This is a genomic window from Bacillus smithii (assembly GCF_001050115.1).
Lineage (GTDB): Bacteria > Bacillota > Bacilli > Bacillales > DSM-4216 > Bacillus_O > Bacillus_O smithii.
Genome location: NZ_CP012024.1, coordinates 900,411 through 915,690, shown reverse-complemented (window position 1 = coordinate 915,690; position 15,280 = coordinate 900,411). Strand labels below are relative to the sequence as shown.

At 41.3% G+C, this 15,280-nt stretch carries 13 protein-coding genes; 7 read left to right on the top strand and 6 right to left on the bottom strand.

Going from position 1 to position 15,280, the window contains the following annotated elements; genetic code table 11:
• Positions 1-191 precede the first annotated feature (191 nt).
• On the bottom strand, positions 192-2,042 hold the full coding sequence (asnB, locus tag BSM4216_RS04320) for an asparagine synthase (glutamine-hydrolyzing) (protein WP_048622859.1): 1,851 nt from the start codon (positions 2,040-2,042) through the stop codon (positions 192-194).
• A 155-nt stretch (positions 2,043-2,197) separates the two neighbouring features.
• Here asnB and BSM4216_RS04315 point away from each other — a divergent pair, with 155 nt between their 5' ends.
• Positions 2,198-2,758, top strand: a complete 561-nt coding sequence (locus tag BSM4216_RS04315; RefSeq protein ID WP_048622858.1) for a DUF2777 family protein — start codon at positions 2,198-2,200, stop codon at positions 2,756-2,758.
• 237 nt (positions 2,759-2,995) lie between these two features.
• Here BSM4216_RS04315 and BSM4216_RS04310 read toward each other — a convergent pair whose 3' ends face one another.
• From BSM4216_RS04310 to BSM4216_RS04300, 3 genes are all read right to left on the bottom strand, one after another.
• Positions 2,996-3,379 carry a YisL family protein gene (locus BSM4216_RS04310; protein ID WP_048624391.1) on the bottom strand — a complete coding sequence of 128 codons (384 nt, stop codon included), beginning with the start codon at positions 3,377-3,379 and terminating at the stop codon, positions 2,996-2,998.
• A 196-nt stretch (positions 3,380-3,575) separates the two neighbouring features.
• Positions 3,576-4,478 carry a fumarylacetoacetate hydrolase family protein gene (locus tag BSM4216_RS04305; RefSeq protein WP_048622857.1) on the bottom strand — a complete coding sequence of 301 codons (903 nt, stop codon included), beginning with the start codon at positions 4,476-4,478 and terminating at the stop codon, positions 3,576-3,578.
• Positions 4,479-4,505: 27 nt separating this feature from the next.
• Entirely contained in the window at positions 4,506-5,672 is a 1,167-nt protein-coding gene (locus BSM4216_RS04300) for a DUF418 domain-containing protein (protein WP_048622856.1), read from the bottom strand.
• Between the two features lie 240 nt (positions 5,673-5,912).
• Here BSM4216_RS04300 and BSM4216_RS04295 point away from each other — a divergent pair, with 240 nt between their 5' ends.
• From BSM4216_RS04295 to BSM4216_RS04270, 6 genes are read left to right on the top strand one after another with little or no spacing between them, the layout of a single operon-like run.
• Positions 5,913-6,134 (top strand): spore germination protein, encoded by a 222-nt coding sequence (locus BSM4216_RS04295; protein WP_003353720.1) that lies wholly within the window; start codon positions 5,913-5,915, stop codon positions 6,132-6,134.
• A gap of 13 nt (positions 6,135-6,147) precedes the next feature.
• Positions 6,148-6,375: a spore germination protein GerPB gene (locus tag BSM4216_RS04290; protein ID WP_048622855.1), complete on the top strand. Its 228-nt coding sequence runs from the start codon at positions 6,148-6,150 to the stop codon at positions 6,373-6,375.
• Between the two features lie 15 nt (positions 6,376-6,390).
• Positions 6,391-7,011, top strand: coding sequence for a spore germination protein GerPC (gene gerPC, locus BSM4216_RS04285; protein ID WP_048622854.1), 621 nt, complete (start codon positions 6,391-6,393; stop codon positions 7,009-7,011).
• Positions 6,986-7,165, top strand: coding sequence for a hypothetical protein (locus tag BSM4216_RS04280; RefSeq protein WP_003353724.1), 180 nt, complete (start codon positions 6,986-6,988; stop codon positions 7,163-7,165). Before gerPC ends, BSM4216_RS04280 begins: the two co-directional genes overlap by 26 nt.
• A 7-nt stretch (positions 7,166-7,172) precedes the next feature.
• Positions 7,173-7,589: a spore germination protein GerPE gene (locus BSM4216_RS04275; RefSeq protein ID WP_048622853.1), complete on the top strand. Its 417-nt coding sequence runs from the start codon at positions 7,173-7,175 to the stop codon at positions 7,587-7,589.
• 1 nt (position 7,590) lies between these two features.
• A complete protein-coding gene (locus BSM4216_RS04270) occupies positions 7,591-7,809 on the top strand; it encodes a spore germination protein (RefSeq protein WP_003353726.1) in 219 nt (72 codons plus the stop codon).
• Positions 7,810-7,896: 87 nt separating this feature from the next.
• Here the strand turns inward: BSM4216_RS04270 and addA are convergent, their stop codons facing one another.
• Both addA and addB read right to left on the bottom strand, forming a co-directional pair.
• Positions 7,897-11,667: a helicase-exonuclease AddAB subunit AddA gene (gene addA, locus BSM4216_RS04265; protein ID WP_048622852.1), complete on the bottom strand. Its 3,771-nt coding sequence runs from the start codon at positions 11,665-11,667 to the stop codon at positions 7,897-7,899.
• Positions 11,667-15,149: a helicase-exonuclease AddAB subunit AddB gene (addB, locus tag BSM4216_RS04260; protein ID WP_048622851.1), complete on the bottom strand. Its 3,483-nt coding sequence runs from the start codon at positions 15,147-15,149 to the stop codon at positions 11,667-11,669. The genes addA and addB overlap by 1 nt, the downstream gene beginning before the upstream one ends.
• Between the last annotated feature and the right edge of the window lie 131 nt (positions 15,150-15,280).

The window sequence follows — 15,280 nt, the reverse complement described above, 5'->3', positions numbered from 1 at the left end:
TCTCTTTCAACCGTTGTTGCCAAAGGATTTCGCTCCAATATCATTTGCAGCATAAACTGAATTTTTTAATTTAGAGAGCACTAGTCGAAGGCTTTTATTCATCATACCGATCTTCATATAGATCCTTTCTTATTTTGGATGCTAAATATATTGAAGGGAGCCTGCCTGAGCCGGGCCCCCTCTATTTTTTGTTATCGATCTACAATTTGAATATGATAATCTTGAAACCAAACATGAATTTGACCGAGATGCGCCAAAAGCTGAGGCCCTGTCATTAATTGGCCGTACCATGGCACTTGAAAAGCCCTTCCTTCTGTTTCAACCAGTTCTTCCAATGTTTTTTTATCCAACAGTTCATGCAAAATGCTCGACCGGTCCTCCAACAGTTGAGAAACCCATTCTTTTACAATTTTTGTATAAACGGGATGATGGGTTTTAGGATACGGGCTCTTTTTACGATAGAGCACTTCTTCAGGTAAAATCCCTTCCAACGCTTTACGAAGTAATCCTTTTTCCCTGTTGCCGTACATTTTCATTTCCCACGGAATATTCCAAACATATTCCACCAAGCGATGATCAGCGTATGGAACCCTTACTTCCAGACTGGCTCCCATACTCATCCGGTCTTTTCTGTCCAAAAGTACCGGCATAAACCAAGTCAAATTCAAATAAAACAATTCCCTTCTTCTCGCATCAATCGAATTTTCCCCTTCTAAAACAGGAACCTCTTTCACCGCTTCTCGATATTGATGGAGCACAAATTCTTTTAAGTTTAATTTTTTCCTCCATTCATCATTTAACAGCTGTTCTCTTTCATTCGTTGCTCTCATCCACGGGAAACCTTCGCGATTAAAATCGTCCGATCGATGAAACCAAGGATATCCTCCGAAAATTTCGTCTGCGCATTCCCCTGATAACCCGACGACAAAACTTTTTTTAATTTCTTGTGAAAACCATAACAAAGAAGAATCAACATCTGCCATTCCCGGAAGATCTCTAGCATGAACGGCAGCCGGCAAATAATTTTTCAACGTTTCCTGTGAGATGACGCAATTATGGTGAATCGTCCCTAAATGGTCGGAAACTAGTTTAATCCATGGACCGTCTGCATTAGGCTGAAAATCATTGGCTTGAAAAAATTGGTCATTCTCTTCATAATCGATGGAATAAGTGTGAAGAGTGCCTTTCCGTTTTTCCTTAAACGAGCGTGAAGCAATGGCCGTGATGGCGCTGGAATCGACTCCCCCTGATAAAAACGTACAAAGCGGTACGTCCGATACGAGTTGGCGAGTGACCGCATCTTGAACGAGGAAGCGTACTTTTTCAATCGTTTCTTCCATTGAATCTTGGTGAATGTCGCTTTTCACGTTCCAATATCGCCAAATGTTCAGCCCTTCTTTTGAGAAAGCCAAAGCGTGCCCCGGCTTTAATTCTTTTATGTTTCGGAAGACACCTGACCCGGGAATTCGTGCAGGACCAAGACCCATCACTTCCGCCAATCCTTCTCTGTCAATTTCCGCTCTCGTATCCGAATGGGCTAAAATCGCTTTTATCTCCGAACCAAAAACGAAGCTTGATCCGATTAAAGTATAAAAGAGCGGCTTAACACCGACACGATCCCTCGCAAGAAACAGCTTCTCCTTCTCATGATCCCATATGGCAAAAGCAAAAATCCCATTTAAGTATTCCAAACAATCTTCTTTCCATTCTACGAAAGAAGTAAGTAATACCTCTGTGTCAGAGTGGCCTTGAAATGCATATCCTTTTGATAAAAGAACTTTTCTGATATCTTCCGTATTATATAACTCGCCATTGTAGATGATCGTGTACGTTCTTTCGTTGTGTGTTTTCGTCATGGGCTGCCTGCCACCATCAGGATCCACCACAATCAACCGTTTATGGCCAAACAATAGATGATCCTGCTGAAAATAATTCGTCTGATCAGGTCCGCGATTTTGCAATGTTTCTGTCATATTCACGATTTGTTCCGTAAAAGGCCTTAAATTTTTTTTGAAATCTGCCCATCCTGTTATCCCGCACATAGTTGAGTGCCTCCTTTGAAAAAATAGAATGGATATTTGCCTAATCATTCTATTCAAAGGACCCGTTATATGTTCATTGTCCTTTTCCATGAATGAAAAGGTAGGAAATTGTCAATAAATGAAAATATCCGTTTAATACGACAGGAGAATCATCAATGGGAAAGTGGGACAGGAATCAGTTGTTGGAACAACAAATCCGGTCTTATCAACAAGGAGTGGTGGAATATATACGTCAAGAATGGATCTTTTTTGATGACGAAAGTGATGAAGCCATCAATTTAGATTTGTTTGAACAAAAAGAAGTGCAGCTTTACCGCCAACAACAATGGATCCATGGAATTCTTACCGGTGACGGTGCCGTTCAAACTGAATCGAAGCTGATTATGCTGCATGATTCCGATCAGCTGAGGATAAAAAAAAGTCTAGTCTATTCGTTGGAATTGCTGTTGGATGAATTAAACGATGACGCCTTTTTGCACTTCCTTTCCGGATTGAACAGCATGCAGTTTTCCATTTATGACTGTATTTATTGCTATAATCACTTGTCCTTTTTAAATCGGAATGACATTCGTCAAGGAACGAATTTTATCATTTTCGATAACGGTGACCAAATATGCTCCGTACACCATCATTTCAGCTATATGGAAAAAAGAAGCGATCGATTTGAATTAACAATCAATACCGGAAAAAGAATTATTTTAGAAAAACTGGAATAAAAAAATCCCGGAATCATTACGAAAACGGGATTTTTTTCTTTCAAACTTCGTTATTCCGTTTACATACGCTAAAAAAGAGATGGAAACTTCGCCTTACTTAACTTGTCCATCTCCATCTTTACAACATAAATGCCGTTATTTCAAAATCGGATCTCTTTAACGCAAACTTTCAAAAAGCAAATATTCTCTTTTCTAAAAGTGGCCGGACATCGTTTGAAAAGATCCATCCGCTCTTTTTTAAGCGAAGAAATGAAAGCCAAGCGGAAGCTTAAATCCAATATAAAATACGGCAATAAAAGCCAAAATCAGAATGATCCAATAAACCGTTGCACTCTTTCCTTTTTTTAAACGAACCAATGTCATTTCCATCATACCAATCACGATCAATCCAACCAACAGTTTTATTCCGTACAGCATTTCATTGATGGCATGATTCTTCATAAACAGGAACAAACCCGTCAGAAAGACAAATACATAAAATAAGCGCAAGATCATATGCGTTATATTCAAACTTTTTTTGTTTTGACCTCTCGACAGTCCAAGAGCAACGAGAAACAATATAATGGCGATGACCCACGTCGTAATATGCAAATGGGTATTATAAAAAAGAACACTTTCCATGAAGATGTTTCCTCCCTCTTTTTCTTTCATCCTTAAAAGGCTAATCATTTTCAAAACGTTTTTTCCATTCATATGGATTTTAGAAGCTTGAAACACCGTTCACCCGGTGGAATTCGTCGGCAACACCATTTGCCAAAACAGACTTTTCCTAATCACCGTCGCCGTTAAATGTTCGTCGGCTGATTCAAATTCCCTATTACTGCACTTGGTTTTTCAGTGTTCCGATGCCTTCAATGGTAATTTCAACAACGTCTCCGGCCTTTAAGAGTTTCGGAGGTTGAAAACCAAGGCCTACACCAGCAGGAGTTCCCGTCGCGATCACATCTCCGGGTTCCAATGTCATCCCTTTAGAAAGGGTTTCTATTATTTCTTCAATCGAGAAAATAAAATGTCGTGTATTAGACATTTGCCTCACTTCTCCATTCACTCTTGTTTCTATGCCCAAATTGCCTGGATCCGGCACCTCGTCTTTCGTGACAATCCAAGGTCCCATCGGGCATGAACAGTCAAGGCTTTTTCCCAGAAAATATTGTACATGACGCTTTTGCAAATCCCTTGCCGTCACGTCATTAATGATGGTATACCCGAAGACATAATCTAAAGCTTCTTCTTTTTGAATTCCTTTTCCTTTTTTTCCAATAATAACGGCCAATTCACCTTCATAATCAAGGGCTTCCGTCACATCCGTATAAGCAGGAATCGGATGCAAATGGCCAGTGACGGTTGTCGGTGCTTTCGAAAAAACGATCAGATGTTCAGGCACCCCATCTTTTCCACCCAATTCCACCGCATGATCTCGATAGTTTTTTCCAATGCAAATCACATTTTTTAATGGCCGCGGAATGGGTGCCAACAGTTCCACATCTTCCCATTTGAACGCCCACGGACGGTTGCGTTGACCCTGTTCCCAGTTTAATAGAGTATGTACTTTTTGCAAGAAGAGATCTCCTAATCCTAACGCCTCTACAAGCTGTTCAGGAAGATCGGAATAGCCGTTTCTTTGTTCATCCATTTTTTTTACGTCCAAAATCAATTGTTTTTGTTCATCGTAAACGCCATAGCCATCATATTTCCCCGTACGGAAACTGACCCATTTCATGTCCTTCACCCCCATCTATTTTCCCCGTCATGCTGTTTTTCTGCCGTAGACCAGCATTTTCCACACGTTTTCCAAAGGCCCTTGTTGAAATTTGGAGAGCCACATTTCCGATAAAATCAATTGGATGAGATAAAGGGTAAATGCCAGCCACGAGCCGGTGATTAAATCCATTTTACCATATAAAGCTAATCCATAATGGTAAAAAAGCAAAGACCCTATCACCGATTGAAATAAATAATTCGTCAACGACATTCTTCCCGCCTGTGCGATCCATTTGCTGTATTTCTGGCCGTATGGATTGCGGACAATGATCATGACAGCTAATGCATAAGCAACGGAAAGCAACGGTCCGCCAAGCGAATCTTGCACATATTGATAAGCCATGTTCTGACCAAAAAAGAACGGAAGCAATTTCAAGAAGATTCCTGCTGCCATGAACATAAGCAGCAAAGTAAGATTGAGCTTTTTATGCTTTTCAATCGATTCAACCAAATGAAGTTTTCCGGCCCCCGCCCCTATCAAAAACATAGGAAAAATAGACAAAAGCACCGAAAAAAAATGAGTCGAGCCGTTGACAGAATACCAATCAACGAGACGCTGCTTCGTAATACTCCAAAAAGAACCGGTACTGTATGCTTGAATAGAATGTTGAATACCGTTCATATCCGACCAAAAAGCAGTGCTTTCAGGATTTATGATCGATGTCATAATCAATAGAATGCTTAAGAATAAATGCGGAATAAGATATAATACGCTGCCAAATATGATTAAGGTACGTCCTCGTCCTTTCATAAACAAAAGCAAAAGAAAGCCGCATACCGAATAATTCAATAAGATATCTCCAGACCAAATAAATACGATATGAAGAATTCCTGCCACCATCAGCACCAACAAACGTTTTGACTCCAGCAAAAAAAAGTTCTGTTTCAATCTTTCTTGCTGCAAAGACATGCTGTATCCGAACAGCATGGCAAACAACGGATAAAAACTCGCTTGGACCAAAACATCGATCCACGCATAATGGGCATAATCGCTCGGGCTATTCCACCAATGATAAGGATCATAATAAAGATAAGGAGAATGAAATGAAATCATGTTGACTAAGAAAATGCCAAGCAGCGATATCCCTCTCATGACATCCAGCGACAATATCCGCTTATTGGGATGAAGCGGCGTTCTATTTTCCTCCCCCATTACCATTCCTCCAAATCATCATTTTCAAACATTCAGGCAATCCGACCAGTTATTTTTTCTATAGGCTTATGTATCACATCTTCCCGACCCCCACATATAATAAAGCAGAACGCGCAGCTTAGCCAGATGCTGAATCCTTGATTCAGACAATAACAGCCATCAAATTCGAATAGTCTATTGATAATCAAACGGTGAACTTATGATCAGAATCAAGACTCTCAAAAAAGGATGTGAACGGCGATGCCAGCTTATGTGGGTGCCGTTCAAGTGATAAATGTCAGCTCGAGTGGCGTCTTTCATATCGGGGATGTCATACAAATTCGCCCCATTTCCAATACGAAAACCTTTTCCGGCGCCGGATCATTCAATACCGGAGACGGCTTGGCCATTTATAACCAATATTCAGCCACTAACACATTGGACAACGATGGAATCGACCAAGGCATAAACTTTAACCTTTAAAGAGGGATTTTTTATGAATATTTACGTCCAACAATCAATTCAAATTCGTATGATCAAAATCGGCAGCCTGACCAATTCATCCGTACTTCAAATCGGTACGCTCGGCTCCAGTCGGTCTATTGCCAATTTATATAATACCGGCGGTTTTACAGAACCGGCCCCCGAATTGTCACAAAACATTCTCAACAAACCATATTCCTCATTGCCCATACTTGTCCCGCTGCAGCCGCCTACTGCGTAATGTTGAGGTGATAAAATGTATAATTACTCTTCTATTTTCCATCAATTATATCAATATATCGGAGAGCAGCATCAAAAAATTGAAGTGCTGAAACGGGAAATACAATCCATTAAAGATCAATTGCAAGACATGAAAAAGAAGCCGGTTATGAACGTGGAAAAAATGGAATATCGATTTGATCAGTTGAAAGTCGATACGTTAGAAGGGACGTTGAATATTGGTATGAATCCCGCAGATACGGCAGAAATGGCTGATATGGCTCTTCCCTTTTCTGACCAATCGGCCCTGCCTCCGCTTGAGTACGCCCAACTGCTTTTAAACACGTATGCTGCCATGAATGAATATATTAATAATGAACTGCCGGACTGGCTCCGCCATCAGGAAGTTCTTCAAAAACGAAAAGTAGAGCCTTCCGTTTACTCAGTCATCAAAACCGATCTTGCTAAACAATTGCCGGAACGTATACAATTTTATATTCAACAGCTCGCTCACCGTCATAAAGACTCTTCTCTCATACAACAAGAGGTGCTCGAAAAAACAAAATTGGATATTCAACAAGCTATTGTCCGCTTTTTAACTGCCATGCCTGACCAGAAAGGTGGAACATTCAATGAACCTCCAAGTCAGCAATCATGAATTAAAAGTTGCCAATATTAAAATTACTGGTGTATCCAGTTCTTCGCTTGTATTAATTGGAGATGCGAACCAAATCCAACTGTTTTCCGCTTTCGATACCCCTCCGGAAGCTTTGATCGTGGGACCTTTTGTTCCATTTTCACCTAGGGGGTAATCGTCTTATGCCAGTCCGATCTTCTGTAGTAGACAATATTCATTTAACGACTCTTCTCTTCAGTTCGGTTTTCAATATCGGCGATGTCGAAAATATCGCATCAAGAGCCAATGTATTGGCCGTTCAGCATACAAAGCAATTTTTCTTTTTAGATGAATATCCTTTTTTATCTTTTCCGATTTTTTCGGAACCTCTTCATTTTCAGCTTGGAGAACCGGGACACTCAGTCCAAACGTTCCATGTAAACCCCGTCATCCATGTTGGAAATCTTTCCATCATCGGAACATCTGCGTCTGCAGTGATTCAAATTGGTTCGCTAGTTAACGGTGTTTTTGATTCAAGAGTAAAACATATTCGTCATATTGAAAACATTGAAAACGTTAAAAACATGGAGACGAAAAATCTTATGCCAAAGGATGTTTGATATGCCGTCTGTAATCGGATCTGCCCAATTCATACACGTGAGCAACGGAGTGGTGCAATTTGGCGATACCGCTTTTATTTCGCCAAAATCAGCCTCAAGAACGTCGGCAGGCGCCGGCGGTTTTAATACCGGACCATTTATCGTGACCTATTCAGGGCTCAGCACGAATCCAACTATAACAACAAGTGTCTTCGACCAGCCTCTTGCTGGAAATAATTGATCATAAAGATACAGCCGGCTAAAAGCCCCTTCTTTTTACGGCTTTCAGCCGGCTTATTGATGATCCGTGAAGCAGATGTGGTTCCTTTCATAATCGGTCGTTTATCTCTATAAGACGGCCACCGTCAAAAAAGTATAAATAGGCTTCAGAAAGCGGCCGCTTTAAAATTTGCTCCACCGCTCTTGTATATAAAGCTATTTGAATACGATAGCGATTTTCCAATACTTGAACAACATCCTTCCCGCCTTTTACGAATCGGTCCATTCGATCTGTTTTATAATCCAACAAAACAAGCTGACCATTCTCCTCGAATAAGCAATCAATGATGCCTTGAACTAAAACGGAATCCGCTACATCCTTCCATTTTTCGTTCAATTCCTTCGCTTCTATCGCCATACTAAATGGCACCTCTCGCCAAATTCGATCAGCGCGGATAAGGCGTTTTCCGACAGAAGTTTCAAAGAAACCTAGAATTTCTTCAATATGAATCGCTTCCGCTTGTTCAGCGGTAATCAATTCTTTCTGTCGCAGCTGAGCAACCAATTCAATGATCGATTCCTTCGTTGGAAAAACGCTTAGCGGAATATGCTGCATGACAGCATGCATGGCCGTTCCTATTTCAGCGGGTGTTAATTTTTTTTCTTGCATAAACTTCGGCCGCTCAAAAATAGGTTTTTCATGTCGGCGAATAAGATCGGTACCAGCTGTTTCGTCAGGCATTTCAAATAATCTTTTCAGTTCGGAAACCGATTGTTTAGAACGAAGCCGCACTGAATCAGCAAATGGATATTTCCACTCCAATTGCTTTGTAATCTCTTTTTGAAATGAAGATTCAAATGGAACGATTTTTCCTTTTTCCACCAGTTCAGCCCATCCGTTTTCTTCTTGACTCTCGTTCGTTACTGTTTCTTTAAACTCATCTTTATGGTAAAGATGGACCAACCATTTTGAAGGATGATGCCAAATTTCTTGTATTTCCGAAGGAGAGTCCGTTTCATCTTCATGAAGTAAACATGCGTCTCTATGACGGACAAGCGCCGGACCGATCCAATCCAAATAACAATTGGCATTGGCCCTGTCGTATTCGCTCAATAACCAGTCTGGCCTGCTTAGTGCCTTTTTCCAAGAAGATATGGCCTTTTCGGCATTTTTTAACGTTCCTATTAAATATAACTTTTCTTTCGCACGGGTTAAGGCAACATATAGCACCCGCATTTCCTCAGCTATTGATTCCAACCTTTTTTTTCTTTTAAAGGCCATTTGAATAATCGTTGGATAACTGATTCTTTTTTCAACATTTACATAGCTGCTGGCAAAACCGTACTCTTTGTCCATTAAATACGATTTTTTAAGATCCTCGAAGTTAAACTGTTTGCCAAGACCGGCCACAAAGACGACAGGAAATTCCAGTCCTTTGCTTGCATGTATCGTCATAAGTCGAACGACATCTTCTTGTTCGCTAAGAGCTCGTGCAGCTCCTAAATCGTCCCCGCGTTCATTCATCCGTTCAATAAAGCGCAAAAACCGGAACAGCCCTCGAAACGATGTGCTTTCATATTGGCGAGCGCGATCGTATAATGCCCTTAAATTGGCTTGCCGCTGTTTGCCTCCAGGGAGCCCGCCCACAAATTCATAAAATCCTGTATCACGATATAGCTGCCAGATCAGTTCTGAAAGACTTCCCGTACGTGCCTTCGATCTCCATTTAGGAAGCTCTTTTGCAAATAAACTCACTTTTTCATGGAGTTCTTCTTCAGACGGTTTCGGAACCGCTTGAATAAAGGCTTTTAGTGCATCATAATAGCTTCCTTTTTTAGAATGAAGGCGGATTTTTGCCAATTCATCTTCTGAACAGTTTACGATCGGCGAGCGAAGAACGGAAGCAAGAGGTATATCTTGATAAGGATTGTCGATGACTTTTAAAAGAGACATCATAATAGCGATTTCCGTCGCATTGAAATATCCAGTAGACAAATCGGCATAAACGGGTATTCCGGCCTTTTTAAATTCTTCCATGATCTCTGGCGCCCACGTCATGGACCGCAATAAAATAACGATATCCCGGTATTGGATCGGGCGATGAGTTTGCGTTTTCGGATCAAAAATAGGTTTTCGTTCCAAAATTAATTCCCGGATTTTCCCCGCCATCCATCGCGACTCGATTTGCGATTGCTCCAAATCTTCTTCGTCGAATAAAGCTTGATCCGCATATTCCTCGGTCGAAACAGCGCGTTCCTGTTTTTCTCCTTGGTCCATCAAGACCACTTCTACCGGATATTCTTCCTCTTCAGGATAAGATGAACCTTTAACAAGTTCCGCCTGTTCATCGTATTCAATTTCTCCCACTTTAGCACCCATGATCTGTTTAAAAAGAAAATTCGTTCCTGCAAGGACTTCATACCGGCTGCGAAAATTTTTCGAAAGGTCGATTTTTAGCCCGCTTCCTTCCCCGTCTGCCGTAAACCGGCGGTATTTCTCTAAGAACAGATTTGGTTCTGCCAGTCGGAAACGATAAATAGACTGCTTCACATCTCCAACCATAAACAAATTTCCGTCTGTCTCCGGTCTCTTGGAAACGAGTTGAAGAATGGCTTCTTGAACTAGATTCGTATCTTGATATTCATCCACCAATACTTCTTTGAATCGATGTTGATAATACAAAGCGGCTTCCGAAGGTACTCGCTCGCCATTAGATTCCGATTCCGTCAAAATCGCCAAGCAATAATGTTCCAGGTCGGAGAAATCGACCAGCCCTTTTTCTCTCTTTTTTTCTTGGTAGCGGTTCATAAACGCTTTTACTAAATAAGCCAATGTTTCGACAACGTCTTTCATCTCTTTCAAATCCCGTAAATAGTAGCGAGGATTTCTTGAAAAATAGTCGTCTTTTATCTTTTGTATGATTTTCTTCGCCTGATCCCGTATGTTTTTTGATTCATCCACGAGGGTTTTGTCGTACTCTGATCCTCGGCAGCTTTTTAATCTATCAAAAGTCACGTTTTGAAACTTTTCGTATAAATCTTGCCAAGAATCCTTTGCGGCTAAAAGGCTTTCGACCATCTCCAGATCAATCAAAAAGTTTTCCGCCCGAGGAGCCGGACCACCCGGCCTCTTCGTCAGCTCTAATCCCTCGCGAAGGAGCTGGAAGGCAATTTCCAACTGCAGTCCAATTTCAAATTTCAGTGCCCCTAAAAACGGCAATTCATCTATGGAATCCTCTTCATTCACATCATACATATCGGCTAACTGTTCCAACCATAATTCCGGATTCGGATGAGATTGTGAAAAAAAATACAACTTATTCACTAAATCCTGAAGTTCTGCATCGCTACGGTCGTTGGAAAAAGTTTCAACCAATTGGTAAAAGCGATCGTTTCCTTCTTTTCCGTATTCTTCTTCAAAAAGTTCATCGAGCGCTTCCTCTCGAAGAAGCGTTCCTTCCATATTCTCAACAATCCGAAACGCCGGATCGATATCGATCAAATAGTAAAATTTTTGAATCACTTCTAAGCAAAAAGAATGAAGAGTGGAAATGGACGCTCGGTTCAGAAGGCCTAATTGTTTACGCAAATGCTCTGAATTTGGCTGCTGATTGGCGGCTTCTTCTAAAGCCTGTCCAATTCGATGTTTCATTTCTGCAGCAGAAGCATTTGTAAATGTGACCACCAATAATTCATCCACATCCACCGGATTTTTGCGACTGGTGATTTTTTGGATAATCCGTTCCACCAAGACAGCCGTTTTTCCAGAGCCTGCCGCTGCGGCCACTAATATATCTTGTCCGTCCGCCATGATCGCTTTCCATTGATCGTCTGTCCAACTTACATGATCCGGTTTTAACGGAATTGGATATTTGCCCATCATTGCTCGCCCCTTTCGCGTATCAACTTTAATACATCTTCATCTTTTAGAGGTATGATGATTCGATATCGATTTTCCTCAAAACTTGGGTCAAACTGGCACAGTGAACGGAAAGAACAAAATTCGCAAGGTGTTTTCTTTTTATATTTGTATGGGGCAATATCGATTTTCCCGGAGACAATATCATTGCCGGTCTTTTCATAGAACTTCCGTACATATTTTCTCAGCGATTCAAAATCATTATCAGAAGCTGCTTTTGAACGCGCGTTAAGCGTTCCGTCTTTTTTCAGTCCGGCGGAAATGATGGCCGAATCCCCCGTTTCCAAAGTTTGATCCATCAATCGGACCACGTTCGGATCGCTTAGCACAAGTCCTTTCATTTTGTATTGTTTAAAAATTTCTTCTTCCACCTCGTCCATCGTCAGCATTTTATTCGTTTTCAGCATCGGATTATGGACATGGAAATACAACACTCCGGCAGGCAATGCAGGGGTTCCTATCAACTGTTCCGAATTCGCCAACACAATATCTAAATACGTCAACATTTGAAGAGCAAGACCATAATAAACTTCTGTTAAATCAAGATCCTTGCTGCTGGATTTATAATCAATCACCCTTAAAAATACACTACTGTTTTCTTCCGCTTTATCAACACGATCGATTCTTCCTGCCAGCTCCATTTTGATGCCGTTTTTCAAAGTGAACGTAAAAGGCGGAAGTTCTGCTTTTGGTCCAAATCCTAATTCCAGCCCGATTGGCTCAAACCCGCTTGCCCGTGAATGTTCGCTTAAAATGTAAGAAGCCTTGCTGATAATAGATTCAAGCTTTTTCTTAATATAATGATAGCGGTTCGAACTCAATAAAATTTGATTTTGCAGCTTTGGCGCCAAATATTGAATCGATTCTCTTGCCAATTGCGCACACTGATCTTTCGTCAATGTCTTCCAGCCGAGACCTCTTTTTTTCACTTCATCGGCCATCCATTTTAACGCTCCGTGGAACAGCTCACCGATATCGGGAGCTTCTAAACGGAACACCTCTCGTTCTCGAAGACCGAGCCCGAATCGAGCAAAATGGGAAAACGGACAGCCATGGAAAAGCTCCATTCTCGAAACGCTAGCCAAAATATGGTCTCCGTAAAGCTCTTTGCTTGTTTCCTCTGTTAAATTCTTCGCTTCATTTCGATAAAACAAACTGGACAAAATTCTCCTTGCCTTCCACTTCCAATCTTGGTGGCTCATATAAAAATTGTAGACATCCCACCAAATGGAATACATTGGATAATTCCGTAATTTAAGCTGAATTTGAGACGTTAAATACGAAATAGCCGTCCCCGGATGGGAAATGTAAGACAGTTGATCCTGCTCCTCCAGTTCGGAAGGATCGTTCAACAATAGCTGTTCTTTTATATTCGGATATATTTCCTTCATTCTTTTGATGTAGAGGGAAGGAAGCAAAGCTTTCCCTTCTTCATTAGCGATCGGGTAAGATAGATAAAGTTGTTCAGATGGAGTTGTAAACGCTTTGTAAGCAATAAACTCTTCATTCAGCAACCTGGTTTTGCTCGTTGGTGCAAGCTTCATCCCTAATGAAGCCATCCGTTCCCTCTCTTCATCCGTCAAAATACCTTCCTCTGCCATTTTGGCCGGCAAAACTCCATCGTTCACTCCGACGATAAATGCGGTCTTGATATCCGAAAGACGTGACAATTCCAAATCGGCGATGATGACTTGATCGGCAGATGGTGGAACATTGGTAAATCGCATCGATTCAATGCCCGCTTCGAGGATCGTTGCGAATTTCTTCAGCGTAAAAGGCTGGTCGCCAAGCATCTCTACAAACTCGTCCAGCAATCCAATGATAGCATTCCACGCTTGTTCATGATCACGAGCTGCCAGTAAATCCCCGTTTTCTTCAGCTTCCATACTGAGTCTTTCCAGTTTCGCCGGAATATCCAGTTCTTCAAAATACTTATAAAGCGCCTCGCAAAAATCTCTTCCGTTTTTCGCTTGACGAAACCGTCGATCGAGCCGTAAAACAGGCGTTCGAATCATAGCCCGCAATTCGTTTATTTCTTCCTCTATTGCCCGCTCCTCGTCCGTTTGCGGTGCGTCCGTCAGCTCAAGTCCTCTGTATCTTCTGTAAACCCAGCGTTTTTTTGTTGTCCACAGTTCCCCTTTCACTCCGTGAGCCAAACAATAGTTTTCAAACCGGTCTATTTTTTCTCTTATCTGCTCTGCTTTCATCTTGAAAGGATAAAGAAGCTCTGTTTTGACAGCGCGAAAAACCGGTTCATAACGCCAAAAGCTAGTTAAAATTTCAAGACTGGAACGAATCAATTCAATAAAAGGATGATTTAACATGGTTCTTTTTTGATCAATAAAAAACGGAATCTCGTAGTCATAAAAAATAGTTTCAATCAATTCCTGATAATCTTGTCCGTTTCTGACCAACACTGCTATCTCTTTATAACGATGATGATGTTCACGGACAAGTCTTCGGATTTCTCTTGCCACTCCTTCAATCTCTGCTCTCCTGTTCGCCGCCTCGAAAACAACGGGCGCGCCTTCCCCAATAAACGGCTTGGCCGGCCTTTTGTCAAAAAAGCGTTCCAAATGAATAAGACTCTGTTCCTTGCTGCGAACAAACTCCGTCATCATGATATTTTCTGTCGATATCCCGGAATCGCGGGCCATTTTCCACAAGGAAGCATAAGTTTCGCCAGTCATCCGGAACAAATCCGTTTCTCGCGGAAGTTCTTCTGAATAAGGACGGTCCAGTGTCAGCGCAATCGAAACTTGAGATGCAGCTTTCATCAATTCGTAGATCACCAAGTATTCTTGGGGAGTAAAACTGTGGAATCCATCGATATAAATTTGAGCGTCTTGCAAATACTCCGACTTTTGGATGGACTCCGCCAATAATTGAAAATAATCCTCCGATGCAATATAGCGGTCAACGAGATGATTTTCAAACTCTTCGTAAATCAAGTGGAGATCGTGCAATTTATCAATCAAAAGCTGGGCCTCTCCATTTTCCTCAAACTCCGTTCTCCTGGCCGCAAGTTCATCAGTGCCAACGCAATAGCGTTTCAGTTCAATAAGCGCTTTTTCCACATGCTGAATAAACCCCGATTTGTCTGCTGCTTTAGCAAAAAGCCGCAGATTCTCTTTTCTTTCTTCGATGATTTTTCGAATCAGCATATTTAAACCGGCTGAAGACAAGTGAATCCGAGCGAATCCTCCCGTTTCTTGAAGAACTTTCCATGCAAGACGCGAAAAACTATAAACTTGAGCACGCATCATGCCGTTCAATCCCGGAGTATTCACAAGCGTATATTCGGATAAAAAAGTCATTTGATCAGGGACTATATAAATAATCGGCTTTCCAGATGGATTTTCGATTAATTGGTGAGTAATTTCATCTATTATGAACTTCGTTTTTCCGGTTCCGGAACGTCCTAAAATAAAACGAACAGACATGCGATCACCTCTCCGGTTTTATGGTACCTTGACTGTCATACCCATTATAATACATTAAAAAAACGCCGTATCTCTTTTTGAAATAACCTAATTCTTTGTTTTGTCCGGTCATTGATTCCTGTCATTCGTAC

Coding starts and splice junctions, on each gene's coding strand:
- BSM4216_RS04305 (WP_048622857.1), bottom strand. CDS start 4,478: ATGAAATGGGTCAGTTTCCGTACGGGGAAATATGATGGCTATGGCGTT.
- gerPC (WP_048622854.1), top strand. CDS start 6,391: ATGTATAATTACTCTTCTATTTTCCATCAATTATATCAATATATCGGA.
- BSM4216_RS04295 (WP_003353720.1), top strand. CDS start 5,913: ATGCCAGCTTATGTGGGTGCCGTTCAAGTGATAAATGTCAGCTCGAGT.
- BSM4216_RS04290 (WP_048622855.1), top strand. CDS start 6,148: ATGAATATTTACGTCCAACAATCAATTCAAATTCGTATGATCAAAATC.
- BSM4216_RS04280 (WP_003353724.1), top strand. CDS start 6,986: ATGAACCTCCAAGTCAGCAATCATGAATTAAAAGTTGCCAATATTAAA.
- BSM4216_RS04275 (WP_048622853.1), top strand. CDS start 7,173: ATGCCAGTCCGATCTTCTGTAGTAGACAATATTCATTTAACGACTCTT.
- asnB (WP_048622859.1), bottom strand. CDS start 2,042: ATGTGCGGGATAACAGGATGGGCAGATTTCAAAAAAAATTTAAGGCCT.
- addA (WP_048622852.1), bottom strand. CDS start 11,667: ATGGGCAAATATCCAATTCCGTTAAAACCGGATCATGTAAGTTGGACA.
- addB (WP_048622851.1), bottom strand. CDS start 15,149: ATGTCTGTTCGTTTTATTTTAGGACGTTCCGGAACCGGAAAAACGAAG.
- BSM4216_RS04270 (WP_003353726.1), top strand. CDS start 7,591: ATGCCGTCTGTAATCGGATCTGCCCAATTCATACACGTGAGCAACGGA.
- BSM4216_RS04300 (WP_048622856.1), bottom strand. CDS start 5,672: ATGGGGGAGGAAAATAGAACGCCGCTTCATCCCAATAAGCGGATATTG.
- BSM4216_RS04315 (WP_048622858.1), top strand. CDS start 2,198: ATGGGAAAGTGGGACAGGAATCAGTTGTTGGAACAACAAATCCGGTCT.
- BSM4216_RS04310 (WP_048624391.1), bottom strand. CDS start 3,379: ATGGAAAGTGTTCTTTTTTATAATACCCATTTGCATATTACGACGTGG.